This is a genomic window from Sporosarcina aquimarina, assembly GCF_023715615.1.
In the GTDB taxonomy this organism is placed as follows: domain Bacteria; phylum Bacillota; class Bacilli; order Bacillales_A; family Planococcaceae; genus Sporosarcina; species Sporosarcina aquimarina_A.
In genome coordinates, this window is sequence record NZ_JAMBOM010000007.1 from 99,074 (window position 1) to 121,741 (window position 22,668).

A 22,668-nucleotide genomic window follows, 5' to 3' on the forward strand; every position below is an offset into this window, starting at 1 on the left:
TTAATTAATTTAATTGCTATATACTATTCGGAATTATATCTATTTATTGATTACTTTGTCATTTTTAGAAGGGTTGTCAAAACGCATTTGGGGTCTGTAAACTTTCTTAAATAATTGGATTCAGTGATATTATTATTTTAGTCTACAATGTCCATAGCAGGTAAACTTTCGATCAATTCTACAGTCTGAATAGACATGCTTATCACTTTTAATAACAAACAGAAGATATACTTTTCATCATCATACGAGTTGGGATCCTCAACTAAACCAGATATTTTATCATGCTTAAATTGATATTGATCTATAATCCAAACAATTGCAGGTCTATTAATTGAAAGGTACCTGTGCACGAAACAATCATGAATGTTTAAACAAACATGAAAGTTCGCTGCACAGGTACCCGAACTTCACCTTAACTCATCTCCATAAGGCACAATAGCATCATTCAATACACTTAACCACTCACGCTTCATTTCCGGTCCGTACTTCAATGGCTTTGCATCTGGATTGACGGCTTTGTACTTATCAAATTGCTTGCTATCGAGAATCCCTCTGATATTCGGAATGGAGTCTGATCCAGCAGCATATTGAATTGCGGACAAATGTAGTTCACTTTCTTCCACAAACCAAGTTTTTGATAGCTTTTCAATCGTGTTGTCATAGGCATGCGTAAAATAGCGTCTCTTTACAGTAAGAATATCCTCATCTGCGTCTACTTTCCCCGCATCAATATCGTTTAAAATAGCATCATATACATTTTTTACGACAGTTGGTTTATTAAGTTTTTGAAGTGCTTTTTCAATCTCTTCCCGAATGTCCTGATTATTGGCTGAGTACGTTCCTAATAATCGGTCAATATAGGTGGCGTCGATATCATAGATCTTAATCGCATTTTCCCCATAGAATTCAATGTCCGAGAAATCAGGAACCGTTCCATCCTGGCCGTCCTCATCTACTAGTGACCCCTTAATGGTGTTGTATACGCCGATATATTCTTCTAGCGTCTTCACTTGCTCTTGAAGTGCTTTTGATTTCTCCATATCATCGTTGTAATCATCATACGTAACTAAAGCCTCATAGGCATTGTTTAACTCCTGAAAGGCTTTCACAAATTCAATTCGGGTTTCAAGGGGTGAATGCTCATTGATATCATTTGGATTTGGAACGACTGTTGTTAGCGCCTTGTGAGCCTTTTTAAAGCGTTTTTTCGAATCAACATAAGGCGCATACACTAGTTTAGATTCCTCTTGTTCCTGTGAATATAATTTCGTAGCATCCTCTACATGTTTTTCCATCGTCGAGGGTTTCCTAAATGTCACAATCAACCCTTTTGATTTGCCCGGGTACGTACGATTGGTGCGGGAAAAGGCTTGTATCAAATTTGCATAGCTCAAATTGCGATCCACAAATAACGTTTGGATGGTTGGTGCATCGAATCCAGTCAATAGGCGGTCTACAACAATAACTAAGTCAATGTGTTTCCCGAACTCTTTGAACTCTGCTTTCTTACGGGCTAAACGATTGTTGATATCGCCATTATATCGATCAATATCTTCAATCGACCAAGCCGTGTGATAATAAGCATTGTAATCCTGTATAACCGCTTTCATTTCATCTTGAATTTGTTTGGAATCCTCTTCGTTTTCTTGCATCGAATAAGTAATCGCAATCCGTGGGAAATCTGGATCTTCAATCGTCCGCCCCGTTCGAATTGGATGTCCTGCAAATTCATTGATCAACCACTCAGGATCTTTCGTCATTTCCTTGATGGCCTGATAGTAACGCTTCGCCATATCAATGGAACTTGTTGTTAAAATGGCGGACTTTTGCGGGCGACCATTTTGAAAATCGAATTTGATGTAGGCATTATCTGGGCGGAAAATCTTATGAATAACCTTTTGGATATGTTCATCCTTTTCGAAGGTATCCGTATCAAGGTATGCTTCCTTTTCCATTTCATCCATTTGGTCGATGACATGATTGATTTCATCGTCCGTAAGGCTGGCGTACTTCTCCTGTTGACGTAGTTGTTTGAAAATAGAATTCGTTAACGATGTGGATTCAATCGTATCTTCGTGTTCTACTTGAAACCCTAAAACAGACCCGTCTTCTAAAGCATTTTTAATCGTATAGGTGTGCAAGCCTTCCCCATATAGGTCATGTGTGGTACGAGCCAATTGACCTTTCGCCTGTTTCTTGTTTTCTTCAAATATCGGTGTGCCCGTGAATCCAAACCATGTGGAATTCGGGAAAAAGTCTTTGATTGCCTTCATTCCTTCTGCACTTAACGCCCGATGACATTCATCCACAACAAAGACAATATGTTGTCCCAGTAGCTTCTTAAACCGCTGGGTGCCTTTTTGTTCTTCTTGTCTTTCCGCAAAGCGTAAGGCAGCATCTAACTTTTGACGGGTAGTAATAATGACGGTATTGGAATTGGTATCAGATAGTAGGGTATTACTTAACTCTTTCGCACTTCCAGTTCCGACAATTAAGCTATTCGACTTGGCATTTCCAGAAGAAATACCTGTATTAAACTCGGACGCAAATTTGGTGAATTCAGAAGTCGTTTGATTGTCCAAGTCTTTTCGGTCAATGAGCATAATAGTACGATCCACACCAGGTTTGCGGGCTAATAACTTCGTAGACACAAAACTGGTCAACGTTTTTCCTGACCCCGTCGCATGCCAAACATAGCCCGATTCATGCTTCATGGCAGATGTAAACAAGGCTTCAATCGCATGAATTTGATAAGGATGTAAGACCATTAAGACTTTGTTGTCTTGGTCTTCACTCACAATCGTATAATTGGCAATCAAGCGGTGTGCATCCGGTATATTTAAGACTTGTTTCACAAACTCATAAAGGTTTTCTACCCTACGATTATCTGTAGTCCGCCAGCTAAAGACAAATTTCTTATGCATGTCTTTTGGTATCGCATTAGCGAAGTAGCGAGTCGTTTGTTCGTTGGAAATGACAAATAACTGAAGGGTAGAAAAGATATTGTTTCTGAACATCCCTTCTTCAGCGTATTTCTTGATTTGATTGTAGGCTTGGAATACACCGTCTTTGGCACCAACCTGTTTCAACTCAATTTGAACAATTGGCAACCCATTGATTAGGAGCGTCACATCAAATCGACGATCACGGTCATCCACGTTCGTCTTTTTCTTCGCAATCTGATGAACGACTTCGTATGTAGAAATGCCGCCACCAATGTCTTGATTGGAATACAGCACTAACGACATTGAACCTAGCGAAACTTCTTCACGTTCAATCGTTATTCGAGAGATTCCATTCTCCCCTTTCAGCCATCTAGCTGCCTCAAAGGGTGTCTTTGTTTTTAACAGTAACTCCGTTTTAATGGTGTCAAATTCTTTATCAGAAATGGGGTGTTCCCCAATTTCCGATAGGTTATTTTGCGTAATCTTTTGGAGTAGGTTCTTCCATAAGTCTTCTTCTGATTTTAAATCCGGGCGATAGTTCCACTGATTATGCCCTTCCCCTAGCACCTCAATGAGGCGGCGTTCCACCTCAGCTTCATCATTATGCGGTATCTTCGTCATAGTTCTCCCCCCCTTCCATTTGCTTAAACAAACATCTTTTGTAAGAAAGCTTTTTTCGTTTCTTTCAAAGCATCTAATTCACGCTGATGAAGGGTGATGAGGTGGTCGAGTTGTTTGAAAAACTCACCTATTTTTCGTTGTTCTACTACATCTACAGGGAACTGAAATCCTCTTTCTTCTATTGAACCTTTGGTAACATGAACCATAGTAGTCCCATTAGTTGTTTGCTTGATTCGTTCTTTATCAGTTACTAACCAAGTATACAGGTACTGTTTATCTATATTTTCATCTTGAATTTTCAACTTCCATATATGGTAATGATAGATTACACGCTCTTGATTCCAGATTGCTGGTCCAAAGCTAGTAGCCCACAAATAGAGTAAGTCACCTGTATTTGCATATTTATTGTCTTCTAACTCAAGATCCGAATAATACCAGCTATCATTAGTATTGAAATTGCCTACCCGCAATACTCTATATTTCCCTTTATCCAACAATTCTTTTTGTTTATATGCACGACCATTTATAAACATCACCGAACTGCCCAACTTCCCCTGTTCCCAAGCATCCGTAAATCCAGGGAATCGAATTTCAGGAACATTCGCTCCATCTTTCGGAAACATTTTTTGAAGTAGGCTCTTTTTCGTATCCTTCAGTAGTTCCAACTTACGCTGATGAAGGGTGATGGTTTCGTCTAGTTGTTTAAAGAAGGTGCCGATTTCCCTCTGCTCAGACAAGGTTGGAAATGAGATAGGTAAGGCATTAGCCGGCTTAAGTACGAGATGTTTTAAACTTGTACCTGTTGAAGCACCTTTGATATATGATTTTACTTTCGGTGATTCAAAAGCATATTGTAAAAACAAACCACTTAAGTTCTCTGACTTTGAAGTTTTGACATATAGAATACTCCCACCTTGTACGTAAACAGGTGAATCATTATCCTTATAAATCGCCAAGCCAATATCTCCACCACTTGCAAATAGTAAATCACCTTCTTCGGGTGCACCCGTTTTACTCGCATACCTTTCATAATCCTCAATACAAAGGAATAGTTCGCCGTTAACATGACCAGAGGATAAGTCACTTGAACGAAGATAAGGTACACCTTCACTTTGCCATTTTGTATTTGGAATCCGTGCACTGTCCTTTATTTCAGCAATCCCCCCCAACTTACGCTGTTCCCAAGAATCCGTAAATCCCGGGAATCGAATGTCCGGCATCTGTTTATTTCCCATTATTGAACACCTCTAATGCACCATTGATCCAATCGGCATTTTCTTTATCAAATTGTAGGGAAGAAATCATATCATATAGGTTAGATTCTAGTTCTGCTTTTTCTTTTCGGATGTCTTGAATAGTGGCTCCAATGGCTGCCATGTCAACGGGTACTTCCCCTTCAAATGTATCTACGTATCTTGGGATATTTAGGTTAAAGTCATTTTCTTTGATTTCCTCAAATGTAGCGACGTGTGCGTATTTCTCTACATTTTCTCGCTTCGTATACGTTTCAACAATTTTATGAAGGTGTTCTTTGGAAAGTTTATTTTGGTTCTTTTCTTTCGTAAACTCGCCGCTCGCATCGATAAATAACACATCGCGTGTACTGCGACTTTTCTTTAGGATGATGACGGTTGTTGGTATGGAAGTTCCAAAGAATAAGTTGGCTGGCATACCTATTACAGTGTCAATACTGCCATCCTCTAATAATTTCTTACGAATCACACCTTCTGCCGCCCCGCGGAACAGCACGCCATGTGGTAAAACAATTGCCATTGTGCCCGAATCTTTCAAATGATAAAATCCATGCAAAAGAAAAGCAAAGTCTGCTTTTGATTTTGGCGCTAATTTCCCGTAACGATTGAAACGGGAATCGTCTAAAAATGTGTCATCAGACGACCATTTCGCAGAGTACGGGGGATTCATAAGAACCGAATCAAACGTATACGGCTCATCTGTTGGCCAATCTTTGTTTAACGTATCGCCATTGCGTAAGCGCATATCTTCTTTATCCACACCATGCAAGATTAAGTTCATCTTCGCTAGGTTATAAGTCGTTGTATTTAGTTCCTGCCCGTGATACTTTACACTCTCTGGGTGGTTAATGTAGTTTCGAATATTTAACATTAATGAACCTGATCCCATCGTCGGGTCAAATACGCTGAACAGTTTTTTGTCTTCTTGACCAATTGCCGCAATACGGGCCATCATGTCAGATACTTCATGGGGTGTATAGAATTCTCCAGCCTTCTTGCCCGCTTCCGAAGCAAATTGGCTAATCAAGAACTCGTAAGCATCCCCAATGACATCACCATTATGTCCCAGTACATCCACATCATTTAATTTCTTCAACACTTCTGTAATGGTAATGTTTCGTTGTTGATCATCTGATCCTAGTTTTTTTGATTGCAAGTCCACATCATCAAACAATCCATTGAATTGGTCATATTTTGTAGACAAATTGATAAAGGCTTTATTCAAGTCATTCAACTGAAAAGTGTTTTGTTTTGCTTGGGCGGTTAGGACATTGAACAAATACGCCGGTTCGATATCATAGCCCAATGTGTCCACTAGCGTTTCTATCAAGTCCTCTTTTATCTCTTCATCTGCCAATAGATCCTTGTACAACTGAGTTTGATTTTCTTGTGTGTTGTATACTACTAGCGATTCATCCGCTATTTCAACTACTTTCCCTAGTAACTTATCGGATAAATACTTGTAAAAGATCAATCCTAATAAGTAGTTTTTGTATTCTGATGCGTCCATTTTGCTTCGCAAGTTGTCTGCGGCACTAAATAATTTTGAATTTAATTCAGCCATGTAGTGTACCTCACCTTTTTCGTTTATCGGGCTGGTAGCTGTAATCCAACAGCACTTTTTACGGTTAGCCCACTCCCTGTTAGTATACCATCTTGCAAATTACTTCACTAGGTCCTCACCGCCTGCATGTTCGGAGTGTCAGCGAATTGTTATTCCTATTCTCCCCCTGCACAAAATCATTAACCGACGTGCTAATTACTGACAGAAAATAAAAAAGCAGCTACTCCCTCAACTTTCGTAATGGCCCTTTAGTCTTTTCTACTTTCATTCATCGTAAGTCGGTACTACACGATACAGTACCCACTCTCCCTAATGGTGTAGTGCCATAAGTTCCCTTAGCGAAGGGTGCCTGTGCAACACACCGTTATGATCACATTTCTTGTTTTATGAGCGGTCGCCTGCTTGCCTGTAGCCAAACATCCCTACCAGGTTATAAACTCCGCCCAAACCAAAAAAACACCATCCACAAGGGATGGTGTTTGACCATATTTCTATGGAGACGGTGGGAGTCGAACCCACGTCCAGAGGCTCTAATACGTAAACGTCTACGCGTGTAGTTTTCCTATTTGAGTTCGCGCTGCATTATGCCGGAAAACAGGGCGTCCTGAGCGCTATCTCGGAAATCTCTTCTGGGGAGCCTCGAGAAGCGGCATCCAGCGTATCCCACTATAGGTTGAGCCTTACAACGCCACATGGGCGATGGTATTGCAAGGCAGATTCAACAGCTTACGCTGCGAATGCTAGGTTGTTGTTTGTTTTGCCTGTTATTATTAAGGTCCGTTTCTGACGGAGACGAGCCTCCGACGCGCAGCTCACGCTTAGACCACCCCTGTCGAATCCGTAACGTCCCCGTTAAAGGGATGTCCGGGAAACGTCTGGAGTCATCAGTAGCCTCCTACTGATGCTAAGACTATCGGAACTGTATTGCTGTAAACAGTATACATCATCGAACGCCACATATCAATATTGCTGTTTGTCTTTGAACGCGCGCTGCATATCTCGTTTTGCTTCTTTCTCTTTCAAGTCATGCCGTTTGTCGTATAACTTCTTCCCTTTACCGACTCCAACTAGCACTTTTGCAAAACCGTCTTTGATATACATTTTCAACGGAACAATGGCAGTCCCTTTTTCTTTCGTCTGTCCGATCAATGTATTAATCTGCTTTCGATGCATGAGTAGTTTACGAGAACGGACAGGATCATGGTTAAACTGATTCCCTTGCTCGTAGGGACTGATGTGCATATTGGAGATCCAGGCTTCATTGTTACGAATGAGCACGAAAGCGTCTCTCAATTGGACTTTCCCATTACGAATTGACTTGATTTCCGTACCTTGCAAAACAATACCGGCTTCAATTGTTTCTTCTATTGCGAAGTCGTAATTGGCTTTCTTATTGACTGCGAGTACTTTCCCTTGGCCTTTTGCCATCGTCATTCACCCTCCCGTGAAACCGAATGGCCAATTGGCGATCCGGTTCACTTTCTTTTTCTAGGTTTTTGTTTTTTGTTTTTCTTTGCGACACCTTCATAGAACTTCTTCTTCTGACTGCCGCCTGAACTTTTACCAGTAGACTTGCCAGATGAATTACGTTTTCCAGAACCACTCTTCTGGCCATTGCTTTTCTGGCCACTACCTTTTGAATCTCCAGAATTCCTGCTCTTAGCATGAATAACTTTTGGCGATTCTCTTCGTGTTCTATGGAACGTCTTCTTCATGTCCGCAATTTCGAAGTCAATTGAAGATTCTTCAGGTTTAACAGCGGTCACTCTTACTGTGACTTCATCCCCAATTCGGAATTGCTTGCCGGTATGCTCCCCGATCATCATCATTTGACGGTCGTCAAAACGATAATAATCGTCTGTCATATAGCTGACGTGAACAAGTCCTTCGATCGTGTTTTCAAGCTCTACGAACAAACCAAAATTCGTTACAGAAGAAATGACACCTTCGAACTCTTCACCGATTTTGTCCAACATGAATTGCGCTTTTTTCAATGCATCCGTATCACGTTCTGCATCGACTGCACGGCGCTCCATATCAGATGTATGCTGAGCGATTTCCGGTAATTCCGCATCCCAATGTGCAATTGTTTTCCCTGAAACGTCTTTTTCAAACAAATACGTACGAATGAGACGATGGACGATCAAGTCTGGATAACGACGAATCGGTGACGTGAAGTGTGTATAGAAGTCTGCGGATAAACCAAAGTGGCCGAGACTTTCCTGATAATACTTCGCCTGTTGCATGGAGCGTAATAGCATCGTAGAAATAACAGTTTCCTCAGGAAGACCTGAAATGGACTCTGTAATTTCTTGCAGCGCTCGTGGATGTACTTTGTTGCCAGCACCCTTTACCACGATCCCGAAGTTAGTCAGGAACTCGAACAATCTTTGAAGTTTTTCCGGTTTTGGATCTTCGTGGATTCGGTACATGAACGGAACTTGCATCCAGTGGAAATGCTCGGCGACCGTTTCGTTCGCAGCAAGCATGAATTCTTCAATCATCCGTTCTGCAACGGTTCTTTCCAATAGCTTAATTTCCGTTGGCCATCCTTTTTCGTCCACTAATACTTTCGATTCTTTGAAATCGAAGTCGATGGCACCACGGTCCTCACGTTTTTGACGGAGAATTTTTGCAAGCTCTGCCATATCGGTCAACATCGGAACGATTTCCGAGTACTTCGTGCGTAACTCTTCATCTAATTGATCTACAATCTGATAGACGTCATGATACGTCATCCGGTAATCGGAATTAATGACACTCGGATAGATTTCGTGATGGATCACTTTCCCGTTCCCATCGATCGTCATTTCACACGTGAGTGTTAAACGATCTACATCCGGGTGCAGCGAACAGATTCCGTTTGACAACTTATGCGGCAACATTGGAATAACGCGGTCTGTTAAGTAGACACTCGTTCCACGGTCATAGGCTTCCGCATCAAGTGGTGTATTCTCCTCGACATAGTGACTCACGTCTGAAATGTGAACAGATAACGTATGAGTTCCATCCGTGTTTTTCACGAGTGAAATCGCATCATCTAAATCCTTCGCATCTGCTCCATCGATTGTAATTGTCAGTACATCTCGCAGGTCGTTGCGTTTGAACAGATCTGTTTCTTGAATTTCTGCAGGGATTTTGTCCGTTTGCTGAAGTACTTCCGGTGGAAACTCGATTTCAATTCCATGCTTGTGGATAATTGAAAGGATGTCGACACCTGGATCATTTTTGTGGCCGAGAATCTGAACAACCATTCCTGTCGCAGATTTCATATCACTTGGAAACTCTGTGATTTCCGCAACCACTTTATGGCCTTCGATTGCTCCTAAGTTGTTTCCTTTTGCAATGAAGATATCCATCGGCAGTTTTTTATCGTCTGGAATGACAAACCCGAATCCTCGGTTGTCTTGATACGTCCCGACTACTTTTGTCGTTTTCCGCTCAGCAATCCGAATGATGGCACCTTCACGACGATCGCCGAAAGAGCTATTCGCTACACGTACTAGCACAATATCGCCGTTCATGGCACCATTGACTTCAGTTGGTGGGATGAAAATATCATCCATTCCTTCAGTCTCTGGTGTAACAAAACCAAATCCTTTTGCATGTCCAATGAATTTACCACGAACTAAATTCATTCGCTCCGGAACGCCATAACGATTCGTTCGTGAGCGAATAATGAGTCCTTTTTGTTCAAGATGGACGAGCATTTTCACTAACTCTTTAAATTCTGCCGCTTGTTCCATTCCGAGTAATTCTTGAATCTCTTGAACGGTTAAGGGCTTATAAGAATCATCTTTCATAGTTGACAGTATTTTTTGTTCTAATTCTTTTTCAAATGTATCCAACTCTTATCCCTCCTTATCTAAATAGTATTGCCTGATTTGGGTTTCATTAATCTTCCCAATCAAGTGACTCCAGAAACTCGAAAATTTCGTCGTGAAGTTCATTTTTCTCAGGACCTAATGTAATTACATGTTTCGACTTCTCGTAGTGTGTAATTTTTTTGTCTGTAGATTCTGCATTGTCATAGATAATTTGTCCGGAATTCGGATCGATTACTTCATCACGAGTAGATTGAACAACTAATAACGGCGCATAGATTGTATCCACTTCAGCTCTCACGTTTTCGATCAGTTTCTGAAGGTCGCTCAGCGAAGGCATCGATTTTTCACGGAGTGCCGCCACTTCCGCATCGATTGTTTCCTCGTCTTTACCTTCTAGTTTTTTGTATTCGCGGGCGTAGTGAAGAACCCCTTCATACATCTGATCTAACGAACGCATCGACATCGGAGCATTCATCGTAACTATTCCCAGAACAGGACACTCGGCTCCTAATTTCAGTGAAAATACGCCACCCAATGATAAGCCCGCTACAGCAATCTGTTCATAGCCTGCTTCTTTCAGTTGGTCATATGCTTCACTAACATCTGGCCACCAGTCTTCAGGGCCTGTGTGAATCAGTTCTTCCGCTGGACCACCATGCCCTTTATAATGCGGCGCAAGGGATGTATATCCCTTTTTCTCTAAAAAACGCCCGATCATTCGTACGTCAGCAGATGTTCCTGTAAAACCATGCAGTAACAGCACTGCTCGCTTTCCATGTTCAAAAAAGAAAGGCTTTGCATGAGAAACTTTCATGCGACCTAACCTCCAATCATTACCAAACCATTTTTGAATAAAAAAGCCTGGCCGTACAGATGGCCAGGCGAAAATTGCTTCTTTTTATATTTTCACGATCGCAATCGCCAGTACGAAGAACAGCACGGATAGTACAATTGTAACGCGCTGCAAGACTAAGTCTAGACCGCGTGCCTTTTGTTTACCAAATAACTGTTCTGCACCACCGGAGATGGCTCCAGATAGGCCTGCACTTTTCCCCGATTGTAGCAAGACAACGACAATTAGTGAAAGTGAGACAATCACGAGCAATGTCAATAATAACGCGTGCATAATGTTCCACCTCCTGAAACAGAACTCAACTACCCTACCAGTTTACCAAACTCTAGCAATAGAGACAACAGCTGTTTCAAGCAGTTGTCGCTAGCCGCAACTTATTGTTGCTTCAAGTTGTAAAATGTTTGTTTGCCAAGGTACTGTGCTGTTTCATCGAGTTGGTCATCGATACGTAGCAATTGGTTGTACTTCGCAACGCGATCTGTACGCGAAGGAGCACCGGTCTTAATCTGCCCTGCATTTGTTGCGACTGCAAGATCAGCGATTGTCGTATCTTCTGTTTCACCTGAACGATGAGAGATAACTGCTGTATAGCCCGCACGCTTCGCCATTTCAATCGCATCGAATGTCTCTGTAAGTGTTCCGATTTGGTTCACTTTAATAAGAATTGAGTTGCCAACGCCTTCTTGAATACCACGAGATAGTTTCTCTGTATTCGTTACGAAGAGATCGTCTCCTACAAGTTGTACGCGCTTGCCAAGGCGGTCTGTTAAGAGCTTGTGACCTGCCCAGTCGTTTTCGTCCAAACCATCTTCAATTGAAATGATTGGATACTTGTTGACTAACTCTTCGTACCAGTCAACCATTTCTTCAGATGTTTTCACGATACCTTCACCTGCTAGATGGTACTTGCTGTCTTCTTTGTTAAAGATTTCTGAAGCCGCAACGTCCATTGCAAGCATAATATCTTCGCCAGCTTTGTAACCTGCTTTTTCAATCGCTTCTACAATCGTAGAGAGCGCTTCTTCATTAGATGATAGGTTCGGTGCGAATCCGCCTTCGTCACCTACTGCAGTGTTCAATCCTTTATCGTGAAGAACTGCTTTTAATCCGTGGAAAATTTCTGCTCCCATACGAAGTGCGTGACGGAATGATTCAGCGCCTACAGGCATGATCATGAATTCTTGAATGTCGACGTTGTTGTCTGCGTGCTCTCCACCGTTGACAATGTTCATCATTGGCACTGGAAGTTGCTTCGCATTGACGCCGCCAAGATATTGATACAATGGAATATCTAAATAGTCAGCTGCTGCATGAGCTACTGCCATAGATACGCCAAGAATTGCGTTCGCTCCAAGTTTGCCTTTGTTATCCGTTCCATCCAGTTCGATCAAAGCATTGTCGATCACGACTTGGTCGAGAACTGAATAGTTTTCTTCCAGCGCATCAGCAATGATTTCGTTGACGTGGTCAACCGCTTTTAGCACGCCTTTTCCAAGGTAACGATCTTTGTCGCCATCGCGAAGTTCAACAGCCTCATATTCACCTGTTGATGCACCAGATGGTACAATTGCTCGTCCAAATGCTCCACTTTCTGTAAACACTTCGACTTCAACAGTTGGGTTCCCTCGTGAGTCGAGTACTTCTCTAGCTTGAACAAGTGTAATGATTGGCATGCAAATCTCTCCCTTTAGTTAAAATAATGGCGTTCCTGTCATCTCTACTGGCTGTTTGATACCTAGCAATTTTAACATGGTTGGCGCAAGATCAGCGAGAATACCGTCTTCTCTTAGTGTAACGCCGTCTTTCGTCACAATTACTGGTACTGGATTAGTCGTATGTGCAGTCATTGGTGCACCTTCAATTGTCATTACTTCGTCTGCATTACCGTGGTCTGCTGTAATAATTGCTGTACCACCTTTAGCAAGTAACACATCTAGGATGCGTCCAACACATGCATCCGTTGTCTCAACCGCTTTTACTGTCGGTTCAAGCATTCCACTATGGCCGACCATGTCAGGATTCGCAAGATTGAGGATGAACGCATCGATTTGGTCCTCTTGAATTTCTTTAATGAGCGCATCGGTTACTTCGTACGCACTCATTTCAGGTTTCAAATCGTACGTAGCAACTTTAGGTGAAGGGATTAGAATTCTCTTCTCGCCTTCAAATTCTTCCTCGCGTCCACCACTCATGAAGAACGTTACATGAGGATACTTTTCAGTTTCCGCGATTCGAAGCTGACGAATGTTGTTCTGAGATAAAACTTCTCCAATTGTATTTTTCAAATCTTGGCTAGCAAATACAACTTCAGAAGCAACTTCAGCACTGTAATCCGTAAAGGTAACGAATTTCAATTCTGTATATTTCTTAGCTGAAAAACCTTCAAATCCATTTTGAGTAAACGCGCGTGATAATTGAATCGCGCGGTCGGGTCGGAAATTGAAAAATACAGCGGAATCTCCTTCAGAAATCTGAATTGGAGCATGTCCCTCTTTTTGAACGATGAATGGCACAACGAATTCGTCTGTCACACCTGCGTCGTAAGAAGCTTGGACACCTTCTTCAGCTGATGCGTATACAGGTCCTTCTCCATTCACCATGACATCATACGCCAACTTGATACGTTCCCAGCGTTTGTCACGATCCATCGCATAATAGCGACCCGAAATTGACGCAAGCTGACCGACCCCGACCGATTTCATGACGTCCTCTGTTTGTTTAATATATGTTAATGCAGTTTTAGGTCCAACATCTCTGCCGTCTAAAAATGCATGGACATATACATTCTGGATGCCATTCATTTCAGCTAGTCGCAACAACGCAAACAAATGCTCATAATGACTATGGACGCCACCATCTGATAGTAATCCCATCAAATGCAGTGCACCGTTATTTGCTTTTGCGTGCTGTACAGCCGCAAGTAACGATTCGTTTTGGAAAAAGTCGTTTTCACGAATCGATTTATTGACCCGAGTAAGACTTTGATAGACGATCCGTCCAGCTCCAATGTTCAAGTGACCGACCTCTGAGTTTCCCATTTGACCTTCAGGCAACCCGACCGCTTCCCCACACGCGGTTAACGTGGAATGGGGATATGCGTTCCATAATCGCTCATAGTTTGGTTTCTTCGCGTGCGCAACAGCGTTTCCGGAAGTTTCTGAGCGCAGTCCAAAACCGTCCATAATGATAAGGCCAACAGGACCTTTAGGCATTTGCGCCAGCCTCCGCGAGTGCGGTGAACGATTCCGGATCGAGACTAGCTCCACCGACTAATGCTCCATCGATATCACTCATCGACAAGAGTTCTTCAATGTTTCCAGGTTTTACACTACCGCCGTATTGAATACGGATCGCCTGTGCCACTGATTCTGAGTAAAGGTCTGTGAGGACTGCACGAATTTGTGCACAGACTTCATTCGCATCTTCTGCAGTTGCTGTACGTCCAGTACCAATTGCCCAAATTGGCTCATAGGCAACGATAGCTGAAGCAGCATCTGTTTCATTCACTCCCGCAAACGCTTTCTTCACTTGTTCTGAAACAATCGCTGATGTCGCGTTGTCTTCACGCTGTTCCAGTGACTCACCTACACATACAATCGGTGTAAGCTTATGTTCAAAAGCCGATTTCACTTTTCGGTTAACAGATTCGTCTGTTTCGTTATAGTATTGTCTACGCTCAGAGTGTCCAAGGATGACAAATTCAACACCTACACTTGAAAGCATGGTCGGACTGATTTCACCCGTGAATGCCCCTTCAACTTCTTCATGCATCGTTTGTGCTCCAATACGAACCGGCAAGTCTTTTGTCTTTTCAACAAGTGTTGTTAGATAAAGCGCAGGTGAACAAATCACGGTTTCCACCTGGTCACTTTCCTTCAACTTTCCAGCAAGTGAATCTATAAACGCTACAGCTTCATCCAGCGTTTTGTACATCTTCCAGTTTCCTGCGATAATCGGTTTTCTCATGAGTAGTCCCTCCTTATGAACGATCTTTCAATGCAGCAACGCCTGGTAGTTCTTTACCTTCCATGAACTCCAATGACGCACCTCCACCTGTTGAGATGTGGTCCATTTTTTCAGCTACTTCAAACTTTTCAACAGCAGCAGCAGAATCGCCACCACCGATAATTGTAAATGCATCGGTTTCAGCCATTGCTTGAGCAACTCGCTTTGTACCTTCAGCAAATGGTGCCATTTCAAATACACCCATTGGTCCATTCCAAATAACAAGTTTTGAATCCCGGATCACGCTGTCGTAAAGTTCTGCAGTTTTCGGACCAATATCAAGGCCCATCCAACCTTTTTCAATGTCGCTTACGCTAACAACTTTTGTTGTTGCTGATTCTGAGAACGAATCTGCCACTTTTGCATCAATCGGTAAATACAAGTTGACGCCTTTTTCTTTCGCTTTTTGAATGAATGACTGTGCCAACTCAATCTTGTCTTCTTCAACAAGGGAGTCACCAGTTTCATGACCTTGTGCACGTGTAAATGTATACGATAAGCCTCCCCCGATTAACAGGTTATCCACCTTATCCAGCAAGTGATCAATGACACCAATTTTGTCTTTCACTTTTGCCCCACCAATGATTGCAGTGAAAGGGCGTTCAGGATCGGATAACGCTTTTCCGAGTACGTCCAATTCCTTCTCTAGAAGAAATCCTTGAACACTTGGGAGGTACTCCGCAATTCCAGCAGTTGTTGCATGTGCGCGGTGTGCTGCTCCAAATGCGTCATTGACGAAAACATCTGCCAGTGCAGCAAATTGTTTAGCAAGTTCAGGATCGTTCTTTTCCTCCCCAGCATGGAATCGAACATTTTCAAGTAAAAGAATTTCACCATCAGCCAACTCGGAGACTTGTTTCTCAACCGCGGGCCCCGTGGACTCGTCCAATTTCAGTACGGGCTTTCCAAGTAATTCAGCCAATCGCTTTCCGGCTTCCGTTAAACGTGAATCTTCTTTCACTTCACCTTTTGGACGACCCAAGTGACTCGCAAGAATTACTTTTGCCCCCTGTTCAGAAAGATACTCGATTGTAGGGATGGCAGCACGGATTCTAGTATCATCTGAAACTTTCCCATCTTCCATAGGTACGTTAAAATCCACCCTGCAGAAAACTCGTTTCCCTTTTAGATCCAAGTCTTTCATCGTCATTTTGGCATTCATGCGAACAAGCACTCCTTCACAAACAAAAGTTTTTAATAAAAAAGGAGGAAACGGGCAATGCCGTTCCTCCTGCCCATCTATTAAGTATAATCGGTCACAATCTGATAAGCCAGATTTTATGTGCCCGATATGTGTTTACAGTTGTCGCTTATAGTCCTTTTTCGTTCATGAACAACGCAAGGTCGATACAACGTGCAGCATATCCTTGTTCGTTGTCGTACCAGCTAATCACTTTCACCATGTTGTCCCCAAGTACCATCGTTGACAGACCATCCACTGTAGAAGAAGCATGGTTGCCGTTATAGTCTTTTGAAACGAGTGGAAGGTCGCTGTAGAATAGGTACCCTTTTAGTTCGTTTTCAGATGCTTCTTTTAATGCACTGTTGACGTCTTCAACAGTAACGTCTTTTTTCAATTCAGCAACGAAGTCAACAAGTGAAACGTTTGGTGTTGGAACACGTACAGCCATTCCATCCAATTTCCCTTTCAATTCAGGAATTACTTTTGTTACAGCAGACGCTGCACCTGTAGTTGTTGGGATCATAGACTCTGCTGCAGCACGAGCACGACGGTAGTCTTCGTGTGGAAGGTCAAGAATGCGCTGATCGTTTGTATAAGAGTGAATTGTTGTCATCATGCCACGTTCAACGCCGAACTTTTCGTTCAATACTTTAACGACTGGTGCTAAACAGTTTGTCGTACAGGATGCATTGGATACGTAGTGATCGGATGCTGCATCATATTCTTCTTCGTTTACACCCATAACAAGTGTTTTGACATCGCCTTTAGCAGGCGCGGACAAGATGACTTTTTTTGCACCAGCATCGATGTGTTTTTGTAAGCCTTTAGCATCGCGGAATACCCCAGTACTTTCAACAACGATATCGACGCCAAGGTCTTTCCATGGAAGGTTAGCTGGATCTTTTTCAGCATAGACACGAATCTTTTTACCGTTCACAATAATGTGGTTTTCATCGGATGTGATATCTGCATCCAGAATTCCGTGAACTGAATCATACTTTAACAAGTGTGCAAGCATTGGCGCATCCGTTAAGTCGTTTACTGCTACCACTTCAAGTTCTTCGTGTTCCAGTGTGTCTCGCATTACGATACGTCCAATACGTCCAAATCCGTTAATCGCCATTTTTACAGTCATGTAAAATCCCTCCAAGTTTTAGTTGTTATATATAGAGATGGCATACTTTGGACATTTTCCAAAGCAGACCGTTTGTAAACAAGTTGTGTTAGTCGTTCGCTAGCAAATTCACGATTTCTCTTGCAGCGCCTTCATCCGTAATGAGTACAGTTTGTTTTGTAGCTCCGCGCAAATACGAAAGAATCGCTTCTGCTTTTTCAGAACCTCCTGCTACTGCTAATACCAATGGAATGCGTTTTAGGTGATCGGTTTGAATCCCCACAGTTCGAAGGTGATGAACGATTTCACCGGCGTCATTAAAGTAATACCCGAAAGCTTCACCTTTTGCACTTCTCGAATCGAGTAACTGTTGTTCTTCTTCATCGGAATCTCTCATTGCCGCCATTTTTTTCGCATCGCCAATACCATGCAGCAAACAATCCGCTGTTTCATAGAGCTCAAGCATTTTCTGAGCGGTCGGTTCTCTTAGGAATATGGCATGTGCTTCCTCACTAAGAGATTCTGGATAATATAATGACTTATACGAAGCATTACACGTATGTGCAAATGTCGCAGCAATCACATTCGCTTGCTGTCCGATATTATCTCCAACTCCACCTCTAGCAGGGATGAATACGGTATCCTCAGCACCTGGGTAACAACTCAAGTGTTTCGGAATAGCTGCCATTGTACTTCCACCTGTCACGGCCACGATACGTCCATTTCCAATGCGGTTTGCAAAAACAGATGCAGCTTCAGTTCCAAGTAATTCGTTGGAGCCACCTGGTTCAGAACTGTCCCCTTTTACAATGTGCACATCTTGAATGGAAAAATAACTTTTAATGCGCTTTGCAAGTACATTCTTGCCATATTGCAGCTCAACTAACGGACCAAGATGCTCCAACACACTATCTCCGTCAGCAGTGATGGTCGCTCCCTCTTTCGCAACACGAATAAGTTGCTGATCTCGAAGAGCTTCCACAACCGAGCGTGTTTCACGCTCAGACAATCCTGCAGTATCCGCCAGAGGTCGTCTTCCGATGGGTCCGGATGTTTTGATAAGTTTTAGCACAAGATAACGTTGTTGCAGGGTTGCCATCATTTCAGGTACTAACTTTTCCTGTGCTTCCACAATAACCGATTTCAGAAAGACTCCTCCTCCCTCAGTAGGACAACATTTGACCACGTTGGTTGTTTTTCGTCCCACTTTAGTCAAAAAAATAGATTAACTAATAATGTAACTATACATACTATTCCCGATAATTTCAAATTTAAACTCCCGATTCAAAAAGTAATGCAAGATCGACATAACTAATTACACCTGAACAAAGAACCGCATGATCTTTTTCGATTACAGGAATCATGAACACGTACTGTTCGTGCTTCGCGTCATCTTCTTCAATATTCACAGTTGTCCATGTCAATGGATAGTCTTCTTGGATCAGTTCCATCATCTGTTCAGCTTCGTCACACAAAGAACAGCCAGGCTTGGTATAAAATAATACGTGCATAAGAATCCCTCCATTTAACATCAGTGTAAAATGAAAAAACGATCTACGCAACACTAAGTGTTGTGCAGATCGGTTTTAGCTTACCAGCTTCGGCCAGCGCCTCCGCCTCCGCCGGAACCACCACCGCCAAAGCCTCCAAATCCACCACCCGAACCGCCAGAGCCGCCTCCGCCTCCAAACGATCCTGGGAAGAAGACCATGCCGCCTCCGCGACGTCTACCACCGGATCCGCCAGAACCACCGGAACCACCACCTCTTCCAGAGTTAAAGAAAATCTGGATGAGGATGAACCCGATGACGATGATTGGGACGATTGGGAACCCACCTTCATCGTCGTTGTTTCCATCATACGTTGCGACTGGTAATTCAGATCCTTCTAGCCCGTATTCTTTTGCGATTTCGTTATAGAATGCTTTGTATGCTTCCATGATGGCTAAGTCTGGCTGTTCTGCTTTCAAATATGGAATCGAAACTTCATCGATAATTCGACCGACCTTTCCATCGGGTAAAGCGCCTTCTAGACCGTATCCAACTTCCAAACGAAACTCCCTTTTGTCTGATTCGTCCTTTTCAGTTGTTACGACTAGAAGTGCCCCATTGTCATCATCTTTGTTACCAAGTTGAAATTCGCGTAACTTATTTAAAGAATATTCTTCAATGGGTCTTCCCTCTGTTGACGGTACAATCAATACTGCAAATTCAGCACCAGTAGCACTGTGTAGACGTGTTCCATAATCCCTTAGTTCTTGTATTTGACTATCGGACAGAATACCCGATTCATCTTGCACTACATCCACTTTTGCGTGGACTACTGGTTGAACCATCGTCAACAAGACTAGAAGCATGCCAAGCAGGGCAAATGCTCGGACAGCTAACTTCCTCATTACTCATCAGCCCCAAAGTCGACTTCAGGTGCTTTTTCTGCACCCGCTTCCGCTTTGAAATATTCCTTTTCGTCAAATCCGAAAACAGACGCAATGAGTTTGCCCGGGAAACGCTTCACTTGTTTGTTATACGAAGCGACCTCGCCATTGTAATCTTTCCGTGCTACAGCAAGTCTGTTTTCAGTTCCAGCTAATTCATCCATCAACTGTCTGTAGTTTTCATTACTTTTCAGTTCTGGATAGTTCTCAACCACTACTAACAATCGACTAAGTGCACCTGAAAGCTCAGAGTCCGCTGCAGCTTGTTCTTCAGGTCCGTTTGCACCAGCTAATTTCGAGCGCGCCTCTGTTACTTGACCAATGACTTCTTTCTCTTGTTTCGCAAATCCTTTTACTGTGTTCACTAAGTTGGGAATGAGATCCACTCTACGTTGCAGTTGCGTTTCAATTTGCGAATACGCTTGGTCTACGTTCTCTTCTGATGTTACAAATTTGTTGTAACTTGGTACTAAGATTAATGCTAGCACCACAATAATACCTACAATAACACCTATAGGTCCCAATAACTTCTTCAAAATCCCCGCCTCCTCAATAATATCTTCGTTTCTACACTCCCAAAAGTTTACCCTGAAACATGGAAGCTCAAAACTTGCTAGTTATCCTATATACGCTCTTCAGTAGAAAAAGTTTCTTTCCAAACAAAAAAACTCCTCCGACCGTATGTTTATCATACAATCGGGGGAGTATCTTAAAGCACCTATATGCCCTCGGCGGGAGTCGAACCCACATTTCAAGCTTCGGAGGCTTGCGTGCTATCCATTGCACCACGAGGGCTTAACATCATCTTCTGACTTTGCAGCGGACAAGTTATAGTATACTTGCTGCCCCATCTAAAAGCAACAAATATTTATAAAGCGTTATATTTGACCTTAGTTGACCATACTATGTATGATAAAGTCATGGTTGAGCGGATGACCGCTTCAACATACGACATATTCAACAATTAAAGGGAGGAAATGAAATGAACTTAATTCCTACAGTTATCGAGCAAACGAATCGTGGAGAGCGTGCGTATGATATTTACTCCCGCTTGCTAAAAGACCGTATTATCATGCTTGGAAGTGCAATTGACGACAACGTCGCAAACTCGATTGTCGCTCAATTACTATTCCTAGAATCAGAAGATCCGGACAAAGATATCTCCATTTACATTAACAGCCCAGGCGGCAGTATTACTGCAGGTATGGCGATCTATGATACGATGCAATACATTAAGCCGAACATCCAAACAATTTGTATCGGTATGGCAGCTTCAATGGGCTCGTTCCTACTTGCAGCTGGTACCAAAGGAAAACGCTATGCGCTTCCTAACGCTGAAGTAATGATTCACCAGCCACTTGGAGGGGCTCAAGGTCAAGCGACTGAAATTGAAATCGCTGCGAAGCACATCCTCTTCATCCGTGAAAAATTAAATCAGATTCTTGCCGAGCGCACAGGTCAACCAATTGAAGTAATTGAGAAAGACACAGACCGCGATAACTTCATGACCGCAGAACGTGCAAAAGAATATGGTTTAATTGACCACATCATTACACGTAGCGATATGAGAGAATCTGAAGGAAAATAATTATAAGATTTACTAAGGCGTCCCGTAACTTGCGGGACGTTTTTTAGTTAGCTTAGCCCTTGCACAAAAGCAGCTAGCGACTCTGCGGCTTGTTCTTCATCGATCCCCTCGGCAATCAATGTAACTGTGCTTCCTTGTGCTATTGCTAAACTCATAACGCCCATGATACTCTTGGCATTCACTTGGCGCTCATCTCTTTTGACGTATAAGTCAGAAGTGTATCGATTCGCTACTTGTACGAATAACGCTGCCTGTCGTGCTTGTAAGCCCGGCTTAATTTTTACTTCAGCGGTTTTCTCAATCATTTTTCTAAACTCCTTTCACCTTAAGTAATTCCGCCGACTCGAACTTTTTCGGCAATCTCATCAATTTTACGTAGACGGTGATTGACACCCGATTTACTCACAGGGCCCCCTGAAACCATCTCTCCTAACTCTTTTAACGTAATATCCTGATACTCTACTCGTAAATGTGCAATTTCTTGCAGTCTTTCAGGCAATTGGTCTAAGCCGATTGTCGATTGGATTAGCTTAATATTCTCGACTTGGCGCTGAGCCGCACTAATCGTTTTATTAAGATTCGCTGTTTCACAGTTCACTAACCGATTGACACTGTTGCGCATATCGCGGACGATTCGGATATCCTCAAATCTCATGAGTGCAACATGTGCACCTATAATACTTAAAAAATCCGCAATTTTTTCTGCCTCTTTCAAGTACGCAACAAATCCTTTTTTCCGTTCAATCGATTTTGCATTCAGCTGATAGTCGTTCATGAGATCCACTAATGCATCCGAGTGTTCTGCATACATCGAAAAGACTTCCAGATGATAGGAAGACGTCTCGGGATTATTCACAGATCCCCCTGCCAGAAATGCTCCACGCAAATACGCCCGCTTGCAACAATCATTCGGAATAATCGATGGTGAAATGGATTGATTGGACTGGAACGTATTTGTCAGTATATCTAAATCATCAAGTAACTGACGTGCGCCTTCTCGGATTCTGCAAATGTAAACGTTATTCTTCTTTAATCGCATTTTGCGACGTACGAGTAGTTCAACCTTGAATTTATAGAGCTTTTTCAAGTTGGAATAGAGTCTTCTGGCAATGGCTGCATTCTCTGTTTGAACGTCTAAACTAATCGTCTTATTAGAAAATGAGAGGACACCATTCATACGGATGAATGCAGCCACTTCTGCCTTTGTGCAGCAATCATCTGATTCGATTTGCGTCAATTCTTTTTTTGTTTCTGATGCGAAAGACATGAACTCTCCCCTTT

At 42.6% G+C, this 22,668-nt stretch carries 19 protein-coding genes, 1 tRNA gene and 1 other RNA gene; 1 reads left to right on the forward strand and 20 read right to left on the reverse strand.

Features of this window, described 5'->3' with window-relative positions:
* Nucleotides 1-407: 407 nt before the first annotated feature.
* The 18 genes from M3197_RS14755 to M3197_RS14840 form a co-directional block, all read right to left on the reverse strand.
* Nucleotides 408-3,566, reverse strand: a complete 3,159-nt coding sequence (locus M3197_RS14755; RefSeq protein ID WP_251662340.1) for a type I restriction endonuclease subunit R — start codon at nucleotides 3,564-3,566, stop codon at nucleotides 408-410.
* 23 nt (nucleotides 3,567-3,589) lie between these two features.
* Nucleotides 3,590-4,801: a restriction endonuclease subunit S gene (locus tag M3197_RS14760; protein ID WP_251662341.1), complete on the reverse strand. Its 1,212-nt coding sequence runs from the start codon at nucleotides 4,799-4,801 to the stop codon at nucleotides 3,590-3,592.
* Nucleotides 4,791-6,383 (reverse strand): type I restriction-modification system subunit M, encoded by a 1,593-nt coding sequence (locus tag M3197_RS14765; protein ID WP_251662342.1) that lies wholly within the window; start codon nucleotides 6,381-6,383, stop codon nucleotides 4,791-4,793. Before M3197_RS14765 ends, M3197_RS14760 begins: the two co-directional genes overlap by 11 nt.
* Nucleotides 6,384-6,874: 491 nt before the next feature.
* Nucleotides 6,875-7,234, reverse strand: a transfer-messenger RNA (tmRNA) gene (ssrA, locus tag M3197_RS14770).
* A gap of 109 nt (nucleotides 7,235-7,343) precedes the next feature.
* Nucleotides 7,344-7,811, reverse strand: coding sequence for an SsrA-binding protein SmpB (smpB, locus tag M3197_RS14775; protein ID WP_251662343.1), 468 nt, complete (start codon nucleotides 7,809-7,811; stop codon nucleotides 7,344-7,346).
* A gap of 47 nt (nucleotides 7,812-7,858) precedes the next feature.
* Nucleotides 7,859-10,231, reverse strand: coding sequence for a ribonuclease R (gene rnr / locus M3197_RS14780; RefSeq protein ID WP_432814006.1), 2,373 nt, complete (start codon nucleotides 10,229-10,231; stop codon nucleotides 7,859-7,861).
* 46 nt (nucleotides 10,232-10,277) lie between these two features.
* Entirely contained in the window at nucleotides 10,278-11,024 is a 747-nt protein-coding gene (locus M3197_RS14785; RefSeq protein WP_251662344.1) for an alpha/beta hydrolase, read from the reverse strand.
* Nucleotides 11,025-11,108: 84 nt separating this feature from the next.
* Nucleotides 11,109-11,336 (reverse strand): preprotein translocase subunit SecG, encoded by a 228-nt coding sequence (gene secG, locus M3197_RS14790; protein WP_025783047.1) that lies wholly within the window; start codon nucleotides 11,334-11,336, stop codon nucleotides 11,109-11,111.
* Between the two features lie 101 nt (nucleotides 11,337-11,437).
* The gene (gene eno, locus M3197_RS14795; protein ID WP_251662345.1) at nucleotides 11,438-12,736 is read right to left on the reverse strand and encodes a phosphopyruvate hydratase; all 1,299 of its coding nucleotides are present in this window, start codon (nucleotides 12,734-12,736) and stop codon (nucleotides 11,438-11,440) included.
* Nucleotides 12,737-12,754: 18 nt separating this feature from the next.
* Nucleotides 12,755-14,275, reverse strand: coding sequence for a 2,3-bisphosphoglycerate-independent phosphoglycerate mutase (gene gpmI / locus M3197_RS14800; RefSeq protein WP_251662346.1), 1,521 nt, complete (start codon nucleotides 14,273-14,275; stop codon nucleotides 12,755-12,757).
* The gene (tpiA, locus tag M3197_RS14805) at nucleotides 14,268-15,029 is read right to left on the reverse strand and encodes a triose-phosphate isomerase (protein WP_251662347.1); all 762 of its coding nucleotides are present in this window, start codon (nucleotides 15,027-15,029) and stop codon (nucleotides 14,268-14,270) included. The genes gpmI and tpiA overlap by 8 nt, the downstream gene beginning before the upstream one ends.
* Nucleotides 15,030-15,042: 13 nt before the next feature.
* Complete coding sequence (locus M3197_RS14810) at nucleotides 15,043-16,230, reverse strand: phosphoglycerate kinase (protein WP_251662348.1); 1,188 nt, start codon at nucleotides 16,228-16,230, stop codon at nucleotides 15,043-15,045.
* A 148-nt stretch (nucleotides 16,231-16,378) separates the two neighbouring features.
* The gene (gap, locus tag M3197_RS14815; protein WP_251662349.1) at nucleotides 16,379-17,386 is read right to left on the reverse strand and encodes a type I glyceraldehyde-3-phosphate dehydrogenase; all 1,008 of its coding nucleotides are present in this window, start codon (nucleotides 17,384-17,386) and stop codon (nucleotides 16,379-16,381) included.
* 88 nt (nucleotides 17,387-17,474) lie between these two features.
* The gene (locus M3197_RS14820; RefSeq protein WP_251662350.1) at nucleotides 17,475-18,572 is read right to left on the reverse strand and encodes a sugar-binding transcriptional regulator; all 1,098 of its coding nucleotides are present in this window, start codon (nucleotides 18,570-18,572) and stop codon (nucleotides 17,475-17,477) included.
* A gap of 64 nt (nucleotides 18,573-18,636) precedes the next feature.
* Nucleotides 18,637-18,876: a glutaredoxin family protein gene (locus M3197_RS14825; RefSeq protein ID WP_251662351.1), complete on the reverse strand. Its 240-nt coding sequence runs from the start codon at nucleotides 18,874-18,876 to the stop codon at nucleotides 18,637-18,639.
* 80 nt (nucleotides 18,877-18,956) lie between these two features.
* Nucleotides 18,957-19,760, reverse strand: coding sequence for a TPM domain-containing protein (locus M3197_RS14830; protein ID WP_251662352.1), 804 nt, complete (start codon nucleotides 19,758-19,760; stop codon nucleotides 18,957-18,959).
* Entirely contained in the window at nucleotides 19,760-20,335 is a 576-nt protein-coding gene (locus M3197_RS14835) for a LemA family protein (protein WP_251662353.1), read from the reverse strand. Before M3197_RS14835 ends, M3197_RS14830 begins: the two co-directional genes overlap by 1 nt.
* Before the next feature lie 187 nt (nucleotides 20,336-20,522).
* Nucleotides 20,523-20,594 (reverse strand) — tRNA-Arg (locus tag M3197_RS14840).
* A gap of 187 nt (nucleotides 20,595-20,781) precedes the next feature.
* On the opposite strand from M3197_RS14840, the gene clpP reads away from it, so the two are divergent.
* Nucleotides 20,782-21,387, forward strand: coding sequence for an ATP-dependent Clp endopeptidase proteolytic subunit ClpP (gene clpP / locus M3197_RS14845; RefSeq protein WP_025783081.1), 606 nt, complete (start codon nucleotides 20,782-20,784; stop codon nucleotides 21,385-21,387).
* A 47-nt stretch (nucleotides 21,388-21,434) separates the two neighbouring features.
* Here the strand turns inward: clpP and M3197_RS14850 are convergent, their stop codons facing one another.
* Nucleotides 21,435-21,692 carry an HPr family phosphocarrier protein gene (locus M3197_RS14850; RefSeq protein WP_251662354.1) on the reverse strand — a complete coding sequence of 86 codons (258 nt, stop codon included), beginning with the start codon at nucleotides 21,690-21,692 and terminating at the stop codon, nucleotides 21,435-21,437.
* Between the two features lie 20 nt (nucleotides 21,693-21,712).
* Nucleotides 21,713-22,654 (reverse strand): DNA-binding protein WhiA, encoded by a 942-nt coding sequence (whiA, locus tag M3197_RS14855; protein WP_251662355.1) that lies wholly within the window; start codon nucleotides 22,652-22,654, stop codon nucleotides 21,713-21,715.
* Between the last annotated feature and the right edge of the window lie 14 nt (nucleotides 22,655-22,668).